The 15,723-nt window shown below is 59.8% G+C and carries 30 protein-coding genes; 2 read left to right on the top strand and 28 right to left on the bottom strand.

Annotation, left to right across the window (positions count from 1 at the left end):
* Nucleotides 1-57: 57 nt before the first annotated feature.
* From rpsD to rplC, 26 genes are all read right to left on the bottom strand, one after another.
* Nucleotides 58-681 carry a 30S ribosomal protein S4 gene (rpsD, locus tag IP91_RS24785; protein WP_145653083.1) on the bottom strand — a complete coding sequence of 208 codons (624 nt, stop codon included), beginning with the start codon at nt 679-681 and terminating at the stop codon, nt 58-60.
* A 257-nt stretch (nt 682-938) separates the two neighbouring features.
* Complete coding sequence (rpsK, locus tag IP91_RS24780; RefSeq protein WP_028101645.1) at nt 939-1,343, bottom strand: 30S ribosomal protein S11; 405 nt, start codon at nt 1,341-1,343, stop codon at nt 939-941.
* Between the two features lie 14 nt (nt 1,344-1,357).
* The gene (rpsM, locus tag IP91_RS24775; RefSeq protein WP_093556901.1) at nt 1,358-1,723 is read right to left on the bottom strand and encodes a 30S ribosomal protein S13; all 366 of its coding nucleotides are present in this window, start codon (nt 1,721-1,723) and stop codon (nt 1,358-1,360) included.
* A gap of 14 nt (nt 1,724-1,737) precedes the next feature.
* A complete protein-coding gene (rpmJ, locus tag IP91_RS24770; RefSeq protein WP_145653081.1) occupies nt 1,738-1,851 on the bottom strand; it encodes a 50S ribosomal protein L36 in 114 nt (37 codons plus the stop codon).
* A 32-nt stretch (nt 1,852-1,883) separates the two neighbouring features.
* On the bottom strand, nt 1,884-2,102 hold the full coding sequence (infA, locus tag IP91_RS24765) for a translation initiation factor IF-1 (protein ID WP_005663428.1): 219 nt from the start codon (nt 2,100-2,102) through the stop codon (nt 1,884-1,886).
* A 14-nt stretch (nt 2,103-2,116) separates the two neighbouring features.
* On the bottom strand, nt 2,117-3,451 hold the full coding sequence (secY, locus tag IP91_RS24760; RefSeq protein WP_145653079.1) for a preprotein translocase subunit SecY: 1,335 nt from the start codon (nt 3,449-3,451) through the stop codon (nt 2,117-2,119).
* 27 nt (nt 3,452-3,478) lie between these two features.
* The gene (rplO, locus tag IP91_RS24755) at nt 3,479-3,910 is read right to left on the bottom strand and encodes a 50S ribosomal protein L15 (protein WP_145653076.1); all 432 of its coding nucleotides are present in this window, start codon (nt 3,908-3,910) and stop codon (nt 3,479-3,481) included.
* A gap of 27 nt (nt 3,911-3,937) precedes the next feature.
* Complete coding sequence (rpmD, locus tag IP91_RS24750) at nt 3,938-4,120, bottom strand: 50S ribosomal protein L30 (protein ID WP_145653074.1); 183 nt, start codon at nt 4,118-4,120, stop codon at nt 3,938-3,940.
* Nucleotides 4,121-4,124: 4 nt separating this feature from the next.
* On the bottom strand, nt 4,125-4,643 hold the full coding sequence (gene rpsE, locus IP91_RS24745) for a 30S ribosomal protein S5 (RefSeq protein ID WP_107144083.1): 519 nt from the start codon (nt 4,641-4,643) through the stop codon (nt 4,125-4,127).
* 10 nt (nt 4,644-4,653) lie between these two features.
* Nucleotides 4,654-5,016: a 50S ribosomal protein L18 gene (gene rplR / locus IP91_RS24740; RefSeq protein ID WP_145653072.1), complete on the bottom strand. Its 363-nt coding sequence runs from the start codon at nt 5,014-5,016 to the stop codon at nt 4,654-4,656.
* A 13-nt stretch (nt 5,017-5,029) separates the two neighbouring features.
* Entirely contained in the window at nt 5,030-5,563 is a 534-nt protein-coding gene (gene rplF / locus IP91_RS24735) for a 50S ribosomal protein L6 (RefSeq protein ID WP_145653070.1), read from the bottom strand.
* Nucleotides 5,564-5,573: 10 nt separating this feature from the next.
* The gene (gene rpsH, locus IP91_RS24730; RefSeq protein WP_145653068.1) at nt 5,574-5,969 is read right to left on the bottom strand and encodes a 30S ribosomal protein S8; all 396 of its coding nucleotides are present in this window, start codon (nt 5,967-5,969) and stop codon (nt 5,574-5,576) included.
* 14 nt (nt 5,970-5,983) lie between these two features.
* The gene (rpsN, locus tag IP91_RS24725) at nt 5,984-6,289 is read right to left on the bottom strand and encodes a 30S ribosomal protein S14 (protein WP_145653066.1); all 306 of its coding nucleotides are present in this window, start codon (nt 6,287-6,289) and stop codon (nt 5,984-5,986) included.
* Between the two features lie 6 nt (nt 6,290-6,295).
* Nucleotides 6,296-6,835: a 50S ribosomal protein L5 gene (gene rplE / locus IP91_RS24720; RefSeq protein WP_145653064.1), complete on the bottom strand. Its 540-nt coding sequence runs from the start codon at nt 6,833-6,835 to the stop codon at nt 6,296-6,298.
* Between the two features lie 6 nt (nt 6,836-6,841).
* The gene (rplX, locus tag IP91_RS24715; RefSeq protein WP_145653061.1) at nt 6,842-7,156 is read right to left on the bottom strand and encodes a 50S ribosomal protein L24; all 315 of its coding nucleotides are present in this window, start codon (nt 7,154-7,156) and stop codon (nt 6,842-6,844) included.
* Nucleotides 7,157-7,165: 9 nt separating this feature from the next.
* Entirely contained in the window at nt 7,166-7,534 is a 369-nt protein-coding gene (gene rplN / locus IP91_RS24710; protein WP_145653059.1) for a 50S ribosomal protein L14, read from the bottom strand.
* A gap of 257 nt (nt 7,535-7,791) precedes the next feature.
* Nucleotides 7,792-8,064 (bottom strand): 30S ribosomal protein S17, encoded by a 273-nt coding sequence (rpsQ, locus tag IP91_RS24705; protein ID WP_130186549.1) that lies wholly within the window; start codon nt 8,062-8,064, stop codon nt 7,792-7,794.
* A complete protein-coding gene (gene rpmC / locus IP91_RS24700) occupies nt 8,061-8,252 on the bottom strand; it encodes a 50S ribosomal protein L29 (protein ID WP_145653057.1) in 192 nt (63 codons plus the stop codon). Before rpmC ends, rpsQ begins: the two co-directional genes overlap by 4 nt.
* A 12-nt stretch (nt 8,253-8,264) precedes the next feature.
* Nucleotides 8,265-8,684: a 50S ribosomal protein L16 gene (gene rplP, locus IP91_RS24695; protein WP_145653055.1), complete on the bottom strand. Its 420-nt coding sequence runs from the start codon at nt 8,682-8,684 to the stop codon at nt 8,265-8,267.
* Between the two features lie 14 nt (nt 8,685-8,698).
* The gene (gene rpsC / locus IP91_RS24690) at nt 8,699-9,487 is read right to left on the bottom strand and encodes a 30S ribosomal protein S3 (RefSeq protein WP_145653053.1); all 789 of its coding nucleotides are present in this window, start codon (nt 9,485-9,487) and stop codon (nt 8,699-8,701) included.
* A gap of 9 nt (nt 9,488-9,496) precedes the next feature.
* Nucleotides 9,497-9,829 carry a 50S ribosomal protein L22 gene (gene rplV, locus IP91_RS24685; RefSeq protein ID WP_188915995.1) on the bottom strand — a complete coding sequence of 111 codons (333 nt, stop codon included), beginning with the start codon at nt 9,827-9,829 and terminating at the stop codon, nt 9,497-9,499.
* Nucleotides 9,826-10,101, bottom strand: coding sequence for a 30S ribosomal protein S19 (gene rpsS, locus IP91_RS24680; protein WP_093556914.1), 276 nt, complete (start codon nt 10,099-10,101; stop codon nt 9,826-9,828). The genes rplV and rpsS overlap by 4 nt, the downstream gene beginning before the upstream one ends.
* 9 nt (nt 10,102-10,110) lie before the next feature.
* Nucleotides 10,111-10,938 (bottom strand): 50S ribosomal protein L2, encoded by an 828-nt coding sequence (gene rplB, locus IP91_RS24675; RefSeq protein WP_145653049.1) that lies wholly within the window; start codon nt 10,936-10,938, stop codon nt 10,111-10,113.
* The gene (rplW, locus tag IP91_RS24670; RefSeq protein ID WP_145653047.1) at nt 10,938-11,252 is read right to left on the bottom strand and encodes a 50S ribosomal protein L23; all 315 of its coding nucleotides are present in this window, start codon (nt 11,250-11,252) and stop codon (nt 10,938-10,940) included. The genes rplB and rplW overlap by 1 nt, the downstream gene beginning before the upstream one ends.
* A complete protein-coding gene (gene rplD / locus IP91_RS24665) occupies nt 11,249-11,869 on the bottom strand; it encodes a 50S ribosomal protein L4 (RefSeq protein WP_145653045.1) in 621 nt (206 codons plus the stop codon). The genes rplW and rplD overlap by 4 nt, the downstream gene beginning before the upstream one ends.
* Nucleotides 11,870-11,872: 3 nt before the next feature.
* On the bottom strand, nt 11,873-12,529 hold the full coding sequence (gene rplC / locus IP91_RS24660; RefSeq protein WP_145653043.1) for a 50S ribosomal protein L3: 657 nt from the start codon (nt 12,527-12,529) through the stop codon (nt 11,873-11,875).
* 390 nt (nt 12,530-12,919) lie between these two features.
* Between rplC and IP91_RS26575 the strand changes: the two genes are divergently transcribed.
* Together IP91_RS26575 and IP91_RS24650 are read left to right on the top strand one after the other, a co-directional pair.
* On the top strand, nt 12,920-13,717 hold the full coding sequence (locus IP91_RS26575) for a PEP-CTERM sorting domain-containing protein (RefSeq protein ID WP_229474950.1): 798 nt from the start codon (nt 12,920-12,922) through the stop codon (nt 13,715-13,717).
* Between the two features lie 220 nt (nt 13,718-13,937).
* Nucleotides 13,938-14,750, top strand: coding sequence for a hypothetical protein (locus IP91_RS24650; RefSeq protein WP_145653041.1), 813 nt, complete (start codon nt 13,938-13,940; stop codon nt 14,748-14,750).
* 105 nt (nt 14,751-14,855) lie between these two features.
* On the opposite strand, the gene rpsJ is transcribed toward IP91_RS24650, so the two are convergent.
* Both rpsJ and IP91_RS24640 read right to left on the bottom strand, forming a co-directional pair.
* Complete coding sequence (gene rpsJ, locus IP91_RS24645) at nt 14,856-15,173, bottom strand: 30S ribosomal protein S10 (RefSeq protein WP_130186563.1); 318 nt, start codon at nt 15,171-15,173, stop codon at nt 14,856-14,858.
* 204 nt (nt 15,174-15,377) lie between these two features.
* On the bottom strand, nt 15,378-15,723 hold a 346-nt coding region (locus IP91_RS24640), incomplete at its 5' end, for an EF-Tu C-terminal domain-related protein (protein WP_145653039.1).

The raw sequence follows: 15,723 nt of genomic DNA, 5'->3' as shown, positions 1-15,723 counted from the left end.
TTAGTGAAAACGCCCGCTCTGACAGAGCGGGCGGTGCGACTTGACTACTGACGACGATTAACGCGAGTACAGTTCGACGATCAGCGATTCGTTGACGTCGGCAGCGATTTCGCTACGTTCCGGGAACGACTTGAAGGTGCCTTCCATTTTCTTGGAATCGACCGACACCCAGGCCGGCATGCCGACTTGTTCCGCGAGCGACAGCGCTTCGACGATACGGGTCTGCTTTTTGGCCTTTTCGCGCACGGCGATCACGTCGCCGGTCTTGACTGCGTACGAAGCGATGTTCACGACATTGCCGTTCACGGTGAACGCCTTGTGGGAGACCAGCTGGCGTGCTTCAGCGCGCGTGGAGCCGAAGCCCATGCGGTAGGCAACGTTGTCCAGGCGGGTTTCCAGCAGGGTCAGCAGCGTTTCGCCGGTGTTGCCCTTGCGGCGGTCGGCTTCGGCGAAGTAGCGGCGGAACTGGCGTTCCAGGATGCCGTACATGCGCTTGACCTTCTGCTTTTCGCGCAGCTGGTTGCCGTAGTCGGAGGTGCGGGCACCCGACTTGACGCCGTGCTGGCCTGGCTTGACGTCCAGTTTGCACTTGGAATCGAGCGAGCGACGCGCGCTCTTCAGGAACAGGTCAGTGCCTTCACGGCGGGAGAGTTTTGCTTTTGGTCCGATATAACGTGCCACGGTATTTTCCTTGAATAGTAATGACGCCCCGGAATCACATCGAGTGCATCGACGTGCTCAGGCGCTAGTCTGATGTGAATACGCCAATGCGTAAGCCGTCAGACGGTGGCTCAACATGCCGGCTCGCCGAAAGCGAACAGGCAAAAATAGCCGGACAGTGTAACCGTTTCCGATTAACTGTTCCAGCGATTTTTCATGCAGAAGAACGGTGGCCGGTCAGCAAAGACCGGCCATGGTCGCATCTGGCGCGTGCCGTATTAGATACGACGACGCTTCGGTGGACGGCAGCCGTTGTGCGGCACTGGCGTCACGTCCTGGATCTCGGTGATCTTGATGCCCAGGTTGTTCAGCGCGCGAACTGCGGACTCGCGACCAGGACCCGGGCCCTTGATACGCACTTCCAGGTTCTTCACGCCGCATTCCTGCGCAACTTTACCAGCCGCTTCGGCCGCAACCTGCGCTGCGAACGGGGTCGATTTACGGGAGCCCTTGAAGCCGGCGCCGCCCGAAGTCGCCCACGACAGGGCGTTGCCCTGGCGGTCGGTGATCGTGATGATCGTGTTGTTGAAGGAGGCGTGCACGTGTGCGATGCCTTCAGCGACGTTCTTTTTGACTTTCTTGCGAACGCGTGCTGCTGCAGCGCTGCTTTGTTGCTTAGCCATAGTAGTTTCCTAGATTATTTCTTCAGCGATTGAGCGGCTTTGCGTGGACCTTTGCGGGTACGCGCATTGGTGCGGGTGCGCTGGCCGCGGACCGGCAGGCCCTTGCGGTGACGCATGCCGCGGTAGCAGCCCAGGTCCATCAGACGCTTGATGTTCATCGACAGTTCGCGGCGCAGGTCGCCTTCCACTACGAACTTGCCGATCTCGTCACGCAGCTTTTCCAGCTCGCTGTCGTCCAGGTCCTTGATCTTCTTGTTGGTAGGAACACCCGTCTGGGCGCAGATGAACTGCGCACGTGGGCGGCCCACGCCGTAGATTGCCGTCAGGCCGATCACGGTGTGCTGATGATTTGGGATGTTAACCCCTGCAATACGTGCCATTCGTTATTCCTCGATTAACCTTGACGCTGTTTGTGACGCGGTTCGATGCAGATGACACGAACGACGCCTTTGCGCTTGATGATCTTGCAGTTGCGGCAGATGCGCTTGACTGAAGCGTTAACTTTCATTTTGCACTCTCTTTCGGATGCGATTTCTAAAATTACTTGGTCCGGAACACGATGCGGGCCCGGGACAGGTCATACGGCGTCAACTCTACCGTCACCTTGTCGCCAGGGAGAATGCGGATATAGTTCATCCGCATTTTACCCGAAATGTGGCCAAGAACCACGTGGCCATTTTCCAGCTTGACTCGAAATGTTGCATTCGGGAGATTCTCCAGAATCTCACCCTGCATTTGTATAACGTCATCTTTTGCCATGGTGACCTTATCGCTCAGCGGGTTGGGACGCCGCCTTTGAAATTAGCCTTGCGCAGCAGAGAGTCATATTGCTGCGACATCACATAGTTCTGGACCTGGGCCATGAAGTCCATGGTCACGACCACGATGATCAGCAGGGAGGTGCCACCAAAGACAAAGGACACTTTCCACTGCGCTTGCATAAATTCAGGCAACAAGCACACCAGGGTGATATAGACGGCGCCCGCCAGGGTCAACCGGGTCAAAATCTTGTCGATGTAACGGGCAGTCTGCTCACCGGGACGAATCCCTGGCACAAAGGCCCCGCTCTTCTTCAAGTTGTCCGCTGTTTCCTTGCTGTTGAACACCAGTGCGGTGTAGAAGAAGCAGAAAAACACGATTGCGACGGCATACAGCAATGCATGGATGGGCTCGCCTGGGCTCAGCGATGCAGCCAGATCTTTCAGGAAGCGCACAACGGGGTTAGCGTTGTCCGCACCACGTGCGAACCAGTCCACAATAGTGGCCGGGAACAAGATAATCGACGATGCGAAGATCGGCGGAATCACGCCTGCCATGTTCAGCTTCAGGGGCAGGTGGCTGGTTTGCCCGCCGTAGATCTTGTTGCCGACCTGACGTTTGGCATAGTTCACCAGGATCTTGCGCTGGCCACGTTCCACAAACACCACCACATAGGTCACCGCAGCGATGAGCAGCACGATGATGATGGCGGAGATCGCACTGATCGAACCGGTCGACACCTGGGTGAACAAGCCACCCAGTGCGCTCGGCAGACCCGCGGCGATACCGGCAAAGATGATGATGGAGATGCCGTTACCGAGACCGCGCTCGGTAATCTGCTCCCCCAGCCACATCAGGAACATGGTGCCGGTCAGCAGCGTTACCACGGTGGTGAAGCGGAAGGCCATGCCAGGATCGATCACCAGGCCGGGCTGGGCTTCCAGCGCGACGGAGATGCCGAATGCCTGGAACAGCGCCAGGCCGACAGTAGCGTAACGGGTGTACTGGGTGATCTTGCGACGACCCGCCTCCCCTTCCTTCTTCAGCGCTTCCATCTGCGGTGACACGATCGACAGCAGCTGCATGATGATCGAGGCCGAGATGTAGGGCATGATGCCCAGCGCAAACACCGTGAAGCGCGACAGGGCGCCGCCGGAAAACATGTTGAACATGCCCAGCAGGCCACCCTCTTGCGACTTGAACAGTGCGGCCAGCTGTACCGGGTCGATCCCCGGCACCGGGACGTGTGCCCCGATGCGGTAGACTACCAGAGCGCCCAGCAAAAACCACAGACGGTTCCAGGGGAACCCGGCTGCGGCACTTTTAGCAAGCTGCGGATTAGTCGCCAATTTTCGCTCCGTTCAAGCTTAAGCGTCTCAGGCTACCGAGCCGCCAGCCGCTTCGATCGCCGCTTTCGCGCCGGCAGTCACCTTCAGGCCCTTGATGGACACTGCTTTGGTGATTTCACCGGAAGCGATCACGCGCACGTCGCGGGCCAGCACGGACAGCACGCCGGCCTGTTTCAGCACCAGCAGGTCGACTTCGCCGACTGCCAGGCTGTTCAGGTCCGACAGACGCACTTCAGCCTTGAACGTGGCGTTCAGGGACTTGAAGCCGCGCTTTGGCAGACGGCGCTGCAGAGGCATCTGACCGCCTTCGAAGCCGACCTTGTGGAAGCCGCCCGAACGCGATTTCTGACCCTTGTGACCACGGCCGGCGGTTTTACCGAGGCCGGAGCCGATACCGCGACCAACGCGACGCTTGGCGTGTTTCGCGCCTTCGGCTGGTTGAATGGTATTCAATTCCATTGTTTTCTCCAGGTCGCAAGCCGAGGCTTACGACACAACCTTAACGAGGTAAGCGACTTTGTTGATCATGCCGCGTACCGATGGCGTGTCCTGCAGCTCGGAGACCGAGTTGACACGACGCAGGCCCAGACCACGCACCGTGGCGCGGTGGTCTTCGCGAGTGCCGATCAGGCCCTTCACCAGTTTGACTTTGATAGTGCTCATGGTCATCCCCTTAAGCCAGAATGTCTTCTACCGACTTGCCGCGTTTCGCAGCGATATCGGCAGGAGTGCTCATTTTCGACAGGCCGTCCAGGGTGGCGCGCACCAGGTTGTACGGGTTGTTCGAACCGGTGGATTTCGCCACCACGTCCGTCACGCCCATCACGTCGAAGATCGCGCGCATTGCGCCGCCGGCGATGACGCCGGTACCTGGCTTGGCCGGGGACATCATGACGCGCGAGGCGCCGTGACGGCCGGTGACCGTGTGCTGCAGGGTACCGTTCTTCAGAGGCACCTTGATCAGGTTGCGACGGGCTTCTTCCATTGCCTTCTGCACACCGACCGGTACTTCCTTCGACTTGCCCTTGCCCATGCCGATGCGGCCATCGCCGTCACCAACCACGGTCAGCGCCGCGAAGCCCATGATACGACCACCCTTGACCACTTTGGTCACGCGGTTGATCGCGATCATTTTTTCGCGCATGCCGTCATCCGGCTTATCGCTTTGCATTTTTGCTTGCATTTTTGCCATGATCGTATCCTTAGAACTTCAGACCGGCTTCACGCGCGGCTTCAGCCAGCGCCTTGACACGGCCGTGGTAGCGGAAACCGGAACGGTCGAACGCTACTTCGGTAATGCCTGCCTTGATTGCTTTTTCGGCGACGCGCTTGCCGACCAGGGCTGCTGCTGCGGCGTTGCCGCCCTTGCCCGACTGGCCAGCCAGTTCCGTGCGCACTTCTGCTTCTACCGTAGATGCCGACACCAGAACTTTAGCGTCCGGGCTGATCAGGTTCGCGTAGATATGCTGGTTGGTGCGGTGGACCGACAGGCGGTTCACTTTCAGCTGCGCGATCTTGATGCGGGTTTGACGTCCACGACGCAGACGAGATTCTTTTTTATCCATCGTCAGCCCCTAATTACTTCTTCTTGGTTTCTTTGATCTTGACCACTTCGTCCACATAGCGGACGCCCTTGCCTTTATAAGGCTCAGGGGAGCGGTAAGCACGAACTTCGGCGGCAACCTGGCCGACCTTCTGACGATCGATGCCCTTGATCAGGACTTCGGTCGGTGTCGGGGTCGTCACGGTAATACCAGCCGGCATCGTGTGCACGACCGGGTGGGAAAAGCCCAGCGACAGGTTCAGTTTTTCGCCTGCGGCTTGCGCCTTGTAACCCACGCCGACCAGGGACAGCTTCTTCTCGAAGCCCTTGGTCACGCCGGTCACCATGTTGTTGACCAGTGCGCGCAGCGTACCGGACATCGCGTTGGCTTCGCGGCTTTCGTCGGCCACGTCGAAGGACAGCGTGCCGTTGTTGTTTTCCACTTTGACCAGGCCGTTCAGGCTCTGGGTCAGGGTGCCCAGCGGGCCCTTGACGGTGATCGCTTGTGCGGAGATGGCGACTTCGGCGCCAGCTGGCACAGCGATCGGCATTTTAGCTACTCGAGACATGTGTTACTCCTTAAGCCACGAAGCAGATGACTTCGCCACCGACGCCGGTAGCGCGCGCTTTGCGGTCGGTCATGACGCCTTGCGGAGTCGACACGATGGCCACGCCCAGACCGTTCAGCACGGTAGGGATTTCATCTTTGCCCTTGTACACGCGCAGGCCCGGACGGGACACGCGCTCGAGGCGCTCGATGACAGGACGGCCGACATAATACTTCAGGCCGATTTTCAGTTCCGACTTGCCTTCGTTTTCAGCAACAGCGAAATCTTCGATGTAGCCTTCGTCCTTCAGGACGCTGGCGATCGCGATTTTGACTTTCGAAGATGGCATTGCTACCGTGGTCTTCTGGACGCCCTGGGCGTTGCGAATGCGGGTCAGCATATCGGCGATAGGATCGCTCATACTCATTGCTTGTTCTCCTATTACCAGCTGGCTTTGGTCATACCCGGGATCTCGCCACGCATGGCGAATTCACGGAGCTTGATACGGGCCAGACCGAATTTACGGAAGGTGCCACGTGGACGGCCGGTCATTGCGCAACGGTTGCGCTGGCGGGTCGGTGCAGAGTTACGCGGCAGGGCCTGCAGTTTCAGGCGGGCTTCGTAGCGTTCTTCTTCCGATGCAGACTGGTCGGCGATGATGGCCTTCAGAGCGGCGCGTTTCGGGGCGAATTTCGCCACCAGGTCGGCACGCTTCTGTTCACGGTTAATCAGTGCAAGTTTTGCCATGATCGATTAGTTCCTGAACGGGAATTTAAAGGCGGCGAGGAGCGCTTTCGCTTCGTCGTCGGTCTTGGCGGTCGTGGTGATCGAGATGTTCATGCCACGCAGCGCGTCGATCTTGTCGTACTCGATTTCCGGGAAGATGATCTGCTCTTTGACGCCGATGTTGTAGTTACCACGGCCATCGAACGAACGGCCGGACACACCACGGAAGTCACGCACGCGCGGCAGGGCCACGGTGATGAAGCGATCCAGGAATTCGTACATACGGGCGCCGCGCAGGGTCACCATCGTACCGATCGGGTAGCCTTCGCGGATCTTGAAACCGGCGATTGCTTTACGCGACTTGGTGGTCACTGGCTTCTGGCCGGCGATCTTGGTCAGGTCGCCCACGGCGTGTTCCAGGACTTTCTTGTCGGCGATCGCTTCACCCACACCCATGTTCAGGGTGATCTTGGTCAGGCGAGGCACTTCCATCACCGACTTGTAGCCGAATTTCTCGGTCAGTTCGGCGACGACTTTTTCTTTGTATACTGCTTGCAGACGGGCCATATTCAATTACCCCTTCACTACTTCGCCGGAGGACTTGAAGACGCGGACTTTTTTACCGTCCACATCCTTGAAGCCCACGCGATCGGCCTTGCCGGTCGCAGCGTTGAACAGAGCAACGTTGGACACGTGAATCGGCATGGTCTTGTCGACGATGCCACCAGTGACGCCCGTCATCGGGTTCGGCTTGACGGCCTTCTTGGCCACGTTCACGCCTTCCACCACGACGCGTTCAGCATCGACGCGCTGGGTGACTACGCCGCGCTTGCCCTTGTCCTTGCCGGTCAGCACGACGACTTCGTCGTTTTTACGAATCTTATCCATTGTGATTCCTTACAGGACTTCCGGTGCCAGGGACACGATCTTCATGAACTTCTCGGTACGCAGCTCGCGCGTAACTGGTCCGAAGATACGGGTACCGATCGGTTCCAGCTTGGCGTTCAGCAGGACGGCAGCGTTGCCATCGAACTTCACCAGGGAACCGTCTTGGCGACGCACACCTTTAGCGGTGCGCACAACCACGGCGTTATAAATTTCACCTTTTTTGACACGGCCGCGAGGCTGTGCCTGTTTGACCGTGACCTTGATCACGTCGCCGATGCCAGCGTAACGGCGCTTGGAACCGCCCAACACCTTGATGCACATAACTTCTTTCGCACCGGTGTTGTCGGCCACTTCGAGCCGGCTTTCAGTTTGAATCATAGTATTCTCTTTCCCAACTTAAGCCGAAGAATCCACACAATGCGGACCTCTCGGTCAGTCTTGGTCCCGCCAGTAAAGCTGCTGCCTCACTGTTTGGGTGCTTGACCTTCATACAGTACTGACCGCGAAACCGCGTCTGCGGAGAGACACTTAGCGGCGATACATGAACGAAGCCCGCAAGTATTACATACTACCTGCGGGCCTGCAAGAACTAATTGGAAGCGGGCCGGTGTGCAACACCCCGGCCGCGGTTCTTCTTAGACGATTTGTGCAGCTTGCACTACACGCGTCACCGTCCACGCCTTCGTCTTGGAGATCGGACGACCTTCCGCGATCTCGACCGTATCACCGGCCTTGACCTGGTTGGTTTCGTCATGTGCGTGGTATTTCGCCGAACGCACGATGATCTTGCCGTACAGAGGGTGCTTGACGTGACGCTCGATCAGCACGGTAACGGTCTTGTCCATCTTGTCGGACACCACTTTACCGATCAGCGTGCGCTTGAGCGACTGTTTCACTGGTTCGTTCATTTGGCTTCCTTCGTGTTCATTACCGTTTTGACGCGTGCGATGTCGCGGCGGACCTTCTTCAGCTGCGACGTGTTGCTCAGCTGTTGCGTGGCGCTTTGCATACGCAGGCCGAACTGTGCCTTCAGCAGGTCGTTCAGCTCTTTCTGCAGACCGGCCTGGTCTTTGCCACGGAGTTCAGATGCTTTCATATTTCACTCCAGTTATTGGCCAACCTGGCGCACCACGAAGGTGGTAGCCAGCGGCAGTTTGGCAGCAGCCAGGCGGAACGCTTCGCGTGCCAGCGTTTCGTCCACGCCGTCCATTTCGTACAGCACTTTACCTGGCTGGATTTCAGCCACGTAGTACTCCGGATTACCCTTACCGTTACCCATACGGACTTCGGCCGGCTTGTTCGAAATCGGCTTGTCCGGGAAGATACGGATCCAGATACGGCCGCCACGTTTGATGTGACGGGTCATGGCGCGACGGGCAGCTTCGATCTGGCGTGCCGTGATACGACCACGGGCGACAGCTTTCAGACCGAACTCGCCGAACGACACGGCGGTGCCGCGCGTGTGCGAAATGCCGGTGTTACGGCCCTTCTGCTCTTTGCGATACTTCCTGCGGGATGGTTGCAGCATGCTTATTCTCCTGCTTATTCAGCTGCAGCCGGCTTCGCAGCGCGGCGGGCGGCTGGGGCGCCTGGTTTGGCACCCGGACCTGGACGTGGGCGACCGCCCGGCTTACCGTCGTCGCGACGCGGACCGCGTGGCTTCTTCTCGTCGGCCGGGACGTCGATGACTGGTGCTTCGCCGGTGGCGGAGCGGTCACCCTTGTACACCCACACCTTGACACCGATGATGCCGTAGGTGGTCGATGCTTCGGAGGTACCGTAGTCGATGTCCGCCTTCAGGGTATGCAGAGGCACGCGGCCTTCGCGATACCATTCGGTACGGGCGATCTCGATGCCGTTCAGACGGCCGGACGACATGATCTTGATGCCGACGGCGCCGAGGCGCATCGCGTTCTGCATCGCGCGCTTCATGGCGCGGCGGAACATGATCCGCTTTTCCAGCTGCTGGGCGATCGAATCGGCGATCAGCTGCGAGTCGATTTCCGGCTTGCGGATTTCCTCGATATTGACGTGCACTGGCACGCCCATGATCTTGGTCAGTTCCGACTTCAGCACTTCGATGTCTTCGCCTTTTTTACCGATCACAACGCCCGGACGGGAGCTGTAAATGGTGAAACGGGCGTTCTTCGCCGGGCGCTCGATGACGATGCGGCCGACGGAGGCGTTCTTCAGCTTCTTCTTCAGGTAAACACGGGCCTTCAGGTCTTCGTTCAGCATCTGAGCGAAGTTACCGTTGCCCGCGTACCAGCGCGATGCCCAGTTACGGGTAACGGCCAGACGGAAGCCGGTTGGATGAATTTTCTGTCCCATCTTGGCTCCTTAGTTTCCGACCGTCAGGTAGACGTGGCAGGACTGTTTCGAGATACGGTCGCCACGACCCTTTGCACGCGCGGTGAAGCGCTTCAGGATCGGGCCCTTTTCGACGTAGATCGTTTTCACGAACAGTTCGTCGATGTCGGCACCGTCGTTGTGCTCGGCGTTCGCGATGGCGGACTCCAGCACTTTCTTCAGGATGGCCGCGCCTTTTTTCGGGCTGAATTGCAGGATGTTCAGCGCAGCGTCTACTTTCTTGCCGCGGATCAGGTCAGCCACCAGGCGGCCTTTTTGATCCGACAGGCGAACGCCTTTGAGGATTGCTTTGGTTTCCATTATTTCTTCGCCTTTTTGTCAGCAGCGTGGCCCTTGAACGTACGGGTCAGCGCGAACTCGCCGAGCTTGTGACCGACCATGTTCTCGGAGACGTACACCGGCACGTGCACCTTGCCGTTGTGCACGGCAATCGTCAGACCGATGAAGTCAGGCATGATCGTCGAACGGCGGGACCAGGTTTTGATTGGCTTCTTGTCTTTGGTCGCTTGCGCGGCTTCGACTTTCTTCACCAGGTGGGCGTCGCAGAACGGCCCTTTTTTCAATGAACGAGTCATGATTTATCCTTATTTCTTGCCGCGGCGCGAGACGATCATCGAAGAAGTACGCTTGTTCGAACGCGTCTTCTTGCCCTTGGTCTGCTGGCCCCATGGCGACACTGGGTGACGACCAGCGGCCGTCTTGCCCTCACCACCACCGTGCGGGTGATCGACCGGGTTCATGACGACACCACGGACGGTCGGACGCACACCGCGCCAGCGCATCGCACCGGCTTTACCGATCTTGCGCAGGCTGTGTTCGGCATTGCCGACTTCACCCACGGTTGCACGGCACTCGATGTGCACACGGCGCACTTCGCCGGAGCGCAGACGCACCTGGGCGTAAGTACCTTCGCGAGCCATCAGCACGACGCCGGCGCCGGCGGTACGGGCCATCTGGGCACCTTTACCTGGCAGCATTTCGACGCAGTGGATCACGGTACCGACCGGGATATTGCGGATTGGCAGCGTGTTACCGGCCTTGATCGGCGCTTCCGAACCGTTCATCAGCGTATCGCCGACGGACAGGCCCTTGGAGGCGATGATGTAGGCGCGCGAGCCGTCGGCGTAGCACAGCAGGGCGATGTTCGCGGTGCGGTTTGGATCGTATTCGATACGTTCCACTTTCGCCGGGATACCATCCTTGTTGCGCTTGAAGTCGACAACACGGTAGTGCTGCTTGTGACCACCACCGATGTGACGGGTGGTGATGTGGCCGTTGTTGTTACGGCCGGCGGTCTTCGATTTTTTCTCAACCAGGGCTGCCAGCGGACGACCTTTGTACAGGTCGGCGTTGACAACTTTCACCATGCCGCGACGGCCTGGGGAGGTTGGCTTCATCTTAACGAGTGCCATTATTTAGCCTCCTCGGAGAAATTGATTTCCTGGCCGGGTTTCAGGCACACGAAAGCACGCTTGGTATGGTTGCGACGACCGACGAAACGGCCCGAACGCTTGACTTTACCTTCGCGGTTCACGGTCTGCACCGATTCCACTTCGACCTTGAACAGCAGTTCAACGGCGGCCTTGATTTCCGGCTTGGTCGCATCCGGGGAGACCCGGAACACGATCTGTTCGTTCTTTTCCGCGACCAGGGTGGCCTTCTCGGAAATGACCGGCGCCAGCAGCACCTTCATCAGGCGCTCTTCGCTAAATTTGACGGCGCTCATGCCAGCAACTCCTCAATCTTGGCCAGTGCCGCTTTGGTAACCAGGATCTTCTTGTAGAAGACCAGCGACATTGGATCTGCGTGACGCGGTTCCACGACCAGCACGTTCGGCAGGTTGCGGGAAGCCAGCAGCAGGTTTTCTTCGATGTTGTCGGTGATGATCAGGACCGAGTCGAGACCCAGGCCGGCCAGCTTCTGCGACAGCAGCTTGGTTTTCGGTGCTTCGATCGAGATGTCTTCGATCACGACCAGGCGTTCCTCACGGGCCAGCTGGGACAGGATCGAGCACAGACCGGCGCGGAACATCTTCTTGTTCACCTTGTGGGTGAAGTTCTCGTCAGGCGAGTTCGGGAAGATGCGACCACCGCCACGCCACAGTGGCGACGACGACATACCGGCGCGGGCGCGGCCCGTGCCTTTTTGACGCCAAGGCTTCTTGGTCGTGTGGTGAACCTGCTCGCGGTCTTTCTGTGCGCGGTTGCCGCTACGGGCATTCGCTGCATAGGCGACCACGATCTGGTGGATCAGCGCTTCGTTGTAATCGCGGCCGAAGACGGTGTCAGCAGCAGCAACGTTCGACGTGGCTTGACCTTCAGCGTTCAAGAGCTTGAGTTCCATGAATTAAGCTCCCTTCTTAGCTTTGACTTTAACGGCTGGCGAGACGACCACCTGACCGTTTTTCGCGCCAGGAACGGCACCTTTCACCAGCAGCAGCTGACGGTCGGCATCGATGCGGGCGATTTCCAGGTTTTGCGTGGTAACGGTGACGTCACCCATGTGACCCGTCATGCGCTTGCCAGGGAACACGCGACCCGGATCCTGCGCCATACCGATCGAGCCTGGTACGTTGTGCGAACGCGAGTTACCGTGGGTCTGGCGACCCGATGCGAAGTTGTGACGCTTGATGGTACCGGCATAGCCTTTACCGATCGAGGTGCCCTGCACGTCGATCTTCTGACCGACTTCGAACAGCGAAGCGGCGATGACTTCGCCAGCTTTCAGTTCGGCAGCTTTGGCTGCATCGACGCGGAACTCTTTCAGCAGAGTACCGGCTTCGACGCCAGCTTTGGCGTAGTGACCCGCAGCGGCTTTCGTGACGCGGGAAGCGCGACGTTGACCGAATACGACCTGAACAGCGGTGTAACCATCCGTTTCAGGAGTTTTGATTTGCGCAATACGGTTGTTCGACACGTCCAGCACGGTCACAGGGATCGAATCCCCGTCGTCCGTGAAGATGCGCATCATGCCAACCTTGCGACCGAGGAGGCCAAGGCTCATTTTTTCTCCATTCCCACCTACGATTGGGCAGGGCTAAGTTAAAACAAATTGAACTACAAAAAAGGTAAGAACGAAAAAGACGGTTCTATACCGAAGCCGGCTAGTGTACTGTGATTTGCCTCTTGACGCAACAAGTACGTACGGGGTATGTCGATGCCTGTTGCACAAAATCGCCGCAGCAACAACACCCTGCGTCAGGCGTGCTGTCAGACCCGCAACAGCCCTGCCCTTCGCCGCTTGCCTGAGGTACGCCGGCCAACCTGACACCCGGAAACAATCCCGGCTTTTTCGCCGCATCGTCCCGCGCCGCATCAAACGCCCTCTTCCGCACCGCCCTTAGCATCGAGCGGCGCCGGCGTCCGCCGGTGCATCACTTCACCGGGAGGTTTCATGAAAAGGATCCGTTGCGCGGCATTGTTCGCGCTTGCTTCCGCCGCGGCGCTGCTGGCCTGCGGTGCCGCCCATGCGGGCGCTGCCGCCACTGCCAGCATTGGCCAGGTCACGCTCGGCGCCGTCGACCTGACCCCGGGCGACGGCAGCACTGCCGGCTTCAGCCTCGCCACGTTCGACAGCCGCCTGATCGTCTATACCGACACGCGCAACACGGGCGGCAGTTTCGACCGCACGATCGTCACGCCACCGCCGTTCGCCGCGGGCGCCGCCCACCATGCCCATCCGGCAGCCGTGGCCGACGCATCGACGGCAGCGACCGGCACCGTGGCTGCGCAGGCGAGCACCGGCGCGGCACTGGGCCTGGACAATATGGTCAGCGCGGAAAGCGAGCAGCGCCTGTGGCTGACCCTGGCGCCGCACACGCTGCTGACGGTCTCGGGCAACGTGCTGACGCGCGCCTCGCGCACGCTCGAAGCGGGCGAGGGCTACCGGGTCTTCACCTGGGCCGCGGTCGACATCACGGACAGCGACATGGTCACCACCAGCTACCTGACGCGCGAGAGCGCGCTGATCTGGGGTGAGGCGACGACCTTCGCACAGAACGCCGAATACTTCGCGCTGGGCTTTGCCAATCCCGGGGACGCCGCCATGAACGTGAGCCTGAACTTCCTGGCCTACACGGACATCACGGTGGCAGCCGTGCCGGAGCCTGCGACGTACGCGATGCTAACGGCCGGATTCGGCGTACTGCTGCTGCGCCGCACCCGCCGCGATGGAAATCGGCACAGCACATAGGGGCGCCGGTGAGCACGCCGGCGCCGGCGGCCACGGGAGCACTGGCTCGTGGCCGCACTGGACGCCATGGCCGGGCAGTCATGGCGGCGTCAGGCGCGGTACGCGAAAGTTCCGGCGCGCGCGGTGAGCCACCTCAAGCGTAGCGGGATCGCCGGGCATAGGATGAGCTGGCGCAATTGCCGATTCCACCCTGCTCCCTTCCGCCCTTCTGGAGGTCCCCATGAAACCGCTTGCACGGCTTGCCGCCACCCTGCTGTCCCTGCTTCTGCTCCTGTCCGGGGCTGCCGGCGCCGCCGGCACGGCCACCGCAACGCTCTCCAACCTGCAGCTCGGCGCCCTGGACCTGACGCCCTTAGACGGCCATGCCGCCGGGTTCACCGTCGACACGCTGTCGACTTCGCTGGGTGCGTATGTGTTCTGGCCGGAAGATGGCCTGAGCGACGAGCTGCAGCCCGATCCCTACCGGCCCGGCAGCGTGAGCGTCCAGTACGGTCCGTCCGGTGGCACGGCCGCTACCAGCGGCGCGCCCGGCAACCTGTCCACCTCGTCGAGCGCGCATGCCAACCTGGGCGACTACGGCTTTACGGGCGGCTTCGCGGACCAGCTGGTCTGGCTGACGCTGCGGCCGCACACGGTGCTGACGGTGGGCGGCCATTTCGACACGTTTGCCGAGCGCACCGTCGAGCAGGGGCGCGATTTCGATGCGTACAACGAAATCGTGGTGCAGATCGCGGACGAGAACTTCAATATCGTGACCAGCCTGTGGCGCACCAGCAATGTCTTCCCGGGTTCGGACCCGAGCGAGACGCTGGACGAAGACTTCACGCTGGCCTATGCGAATGGGAGCGACAGTGACCTGCTGGTCTCGCTGTACCTGTCCGCCTGGTCGGATGTGATCACGCTGCCGGCCGTTCCCGAACCGACGGTGCCTGCCATGCTGTGCGCCGGCCTGCTCGTGATCGGCATGGCCGCGCGGGGCCGGCGTGCAGGGAGCGGCAGTGCCCCGTTCGATGCCGCACCAGTCTCCGCATGAGCGCGCGGCACCGGCGGCGCCATAAAAAAAACGGGCACCCGCGAATGCGAAGTGCCCGTTTTCATCGCCGGTGGCTGGGCCACCGGCGCGAATCGCTTGTGCTGATTACTGCAGCTTGATTTCGACGTCCACGCCAGCTGGCAGGTCCAGCTTCATCAGTGCGTCGACGGTCTTGTCGGTCGGATCCACGATGTCCATCAGGCGCTGGTGGGTACGGATCTCGAACTGGTCGCGCGACGTCTTGTTGACGTGCGGGGAACGCAGCACGTCGAAACGCTGGATGCGGGTCGGCAGTGGGACCGGGCCCTTGACGACGGCGCCGGTACGCTTGGCGGTGTCAACGATTTCCAGTGCGGACTGGTCGATCAGTTTGTAGTCGAAGGCCTTCAGGCGGATGCGGATCTTTTGATTCGGGGTGGACATTCTGATTCCTTAAAAAGAACGAACCGGGCTCAGTGGGTACTGCAGCGCCGGCAATGTAAGAACAGACAATAGAATGAAACTACAGCGTGAAACCGTACGGTGAAGCAGGCAAAACAGGTAAAGCAGATGAAGCAGTTACCGCTCAAACAAAGCGGGACCGGCATGATAGCACAGCCGGTCCCGCTTTAGATCAGGCTTGGAAAATTAAGCGATGATCTTGGCAACCACGCCGGCGCCGACGGTACGGCCGCCTTCGCGGATTGCAAAACGCAGGCCTTCTTCCATCGCGATCGGGTTGATCAGCTTGACGGTGATCGACACGTTATCGCCTGGCATGACCATTTCCTTGTCCGCTGGCAGCTCGATCGAGCCGGTCACGTCCGTCGTACGGAAGTAGAACTGAGGACGGTAGTTGTTGAAGAATGGCGTGTGACGGCCGCCTTCATCCTTCGACAGAACGTAGATCTCGCCCGTGAAGTGGTTGTGCGGCTTGATCGAGCCCGGCTTGGCCAGAACTTGGCCACGCTGCACGTCTTCACGCTTGGTGCCG

Source organism: Pseudoduganella lurida, assembly GCF_007830455.1.
GTDB classification, from domain to species: domain Bacteria; phylum Pseudomonadota; class Gammaproteobacteria; order Burkholderiales; family Burkholderiaceae_D; genus Rugamonas; species Rugamonas lurida.
This window is presented reverse-complemented; position numbering and strand designations above follow the sequence as displayed.

What these genes read in the sequence shown, in the direction of transcription:
- rpsK (WP_028101645.1), bottom strand. Translation starts at nt 1,343, where the DNA reads ATGGCTAAGCAACAAAGCAGCGCTGCAGCAGCACGCGTTCGCAAGAAA.
- rpsM (WP_093556901.1), bottom strand. Translation starts at nt 1,723, where the DNA reads ATGGCACGTATTGCAGGGGTTAACATCCCAAATCATCAGCACACCGTG.
- rpmJ (WP_145653081.1), bottom strand. Translation starts at nt 1,851, where the DNA reads ATGAAAGTTAACGCTTCAGTCAAGCGCATCTGCCGCAACTGCAAGATC.
- infA (WP_005663428.1), bottom strand. Translation starts at nt 2,102, where the DNA reads ATGGCAAAAGATGACGTTATACAAATGCAGGGTGAGATTCTGGAGAAT.
- rplO (WP_145653076.1), bottom strand. Translation starts at nt 3,910, where the DNA reads ATGGAATTGAATACCATTCAACCAGCCGAAGGCGCGAAACACGCCAAG.
- rpmD (WP_145653074.1), bottom strand. Translation starts at nt 4,120, where the DNA reads ATGACCATGAGCACTATCAAAGTCAAACTGGTGAAGGGCCTGATCGGC.
- rpsE (WP_107144083.1), bottom strand. Translation starts at nt 4,643, where the DNA reads ATGGCAAAAATGCAAGCAAAAATGCAAAGCGATAAGCCGGATGACGGC.
- rplR (WP_145653072.1), bottom strand. Translation starts at nt 5,016, where the DNA reads ATGGATAAAAAAGAATCTCGTCTGCGTCGTGGACGTCAAACCCGCATC.
- rplF (WP_145653070.1), bottom strand. Translation starts at nt 5,563, where the DNA reads ATGTCTCGAGTAGCTAAAATGCCGATCGCTGTGCCAGCTGGCGCCGAA.
- rpsH (WP_145653068.1), bottom strand. Translation starts at nt 5,969, where the DNA reads ATGAGTATGAGCGATCCTATCGCCGATATGCTGACCCGCATTCGCAAC.
- rpsN (WP_145653066.1), bottom strand. Translation starts at nt 6,289, where the DNA reads ATGGCAAAACTTGCACTGATTAACCGTGAACAGAAGCGTGCCGACCTG.
- rplE (WP_145653064.1), bottom strand. Translation starts at nt 6,835, where the DNA reads ATGGCCCGTCTGCAAGCAGTATACAAAGAAAAAGTCGTCGCCGAACTG.
- rplX (WP_145653061.1), bottom strand. Translation starts at nt 7,156, where the DNA reads ATGGATAAGATTCGTAAAAACGACGAAGTCGTCGTGCTGACCGGCAAG.
- rplN (WP_145653059.1), bottom strand. Translation starts at nt 7,534, where the DNA reads ATGATTCAAACTGAAAGCCGGCTCGAAGTGGCCGACAACACCGGTGCG.
- rpsQ (WP_130186549.1), bottom strand. Translation starts at nt 8,064, where the DNA reads ATGAACGAACCAGTGAAACAGTCGCTCAAGCGCACGCTGATCGGTAAA.
- rpmC (WP_145653057.1), bottom strand. Translation starts at nt 8,252, where the DNA reads ATGAAAGCATCTGAACTCCGTGGCAAAGACCAGGCCGGTCTGCAGAAA.
- rplP (WP_145653055.1), bottom strand. Translation starts at nt 8,684, where the DNA reads ATGCTGCAACCATCCCGCAGGAAGTATCGCAAAGAGCAGAAGGGCCGT.
- rpsC (WP_145653053.1), bottom strand. Translation starts at nt 9,487, where the DNA reads ATGGGACAGAAAATTCATCCAACCGGCTTCCGTCTGGCCGTTACCCGT.
- rpsS (WP_093556914.1), bottom strand. Translation starts at nt 10,101, where the DNA reads ATGACTCGTTCATTGAAAAAAGGGCCGTTCTGCGACGCCCACCTGGTG.
- rplB (WP_145653049.1), bottom strand. Translation starts at nt 10,938, where the DNA reads ATGGCACTCGTTAAGATGAAGCCAACCTCCCCAGGCCGTCGCGGCATG.
- rplW (WP_145653047.1), bottom strand. Translation starts at nt 11,252, where the DNA reads ATGAGCGCCGTCAAATTTAGCGAAGAGCGCCTGATGAAGGTGCTGCTG.
- rplD (WP_145653045.1), bottom strand. Translation starts at nt 11,869, where the DNA reads ATGGAACTCAAGCTCTTGAACGCTGAAGGTCAAGCCACGTCGAACGTT.
- rplC (WP_145653043.1), bottom strand. Translation starts at nt 12,529, where the DNA reads ATGAGCCTTGGCCTCCTCGGTCGCAAGGTTGGCATGATGCGCATCTTC.
- IP91_RS26575 (WP_229474950.1), top strand. Translation starts at nt 12,920, where the DNA reads ATGAAAAGGATCCGTTGCGCGGCATTGTTCGCGCTTGCTTCCGCCGCG.
- IP91_RS24650 (WP_145653041.1), top strand. Translation starts at nt 13,938, where the DNA reads ATGAAACCGCTTGCACGGCTTGCCGCCACCCTGCTGTCCCTGCTTCTG.
- rpsJ (WP_130186563.1), bottom strand. Translation starts at nt 15,173, where the DNA reads ATGTCCACCCCGAATCAAAAGATCCGCATCCGCCTGAAGGCCTTCGAC.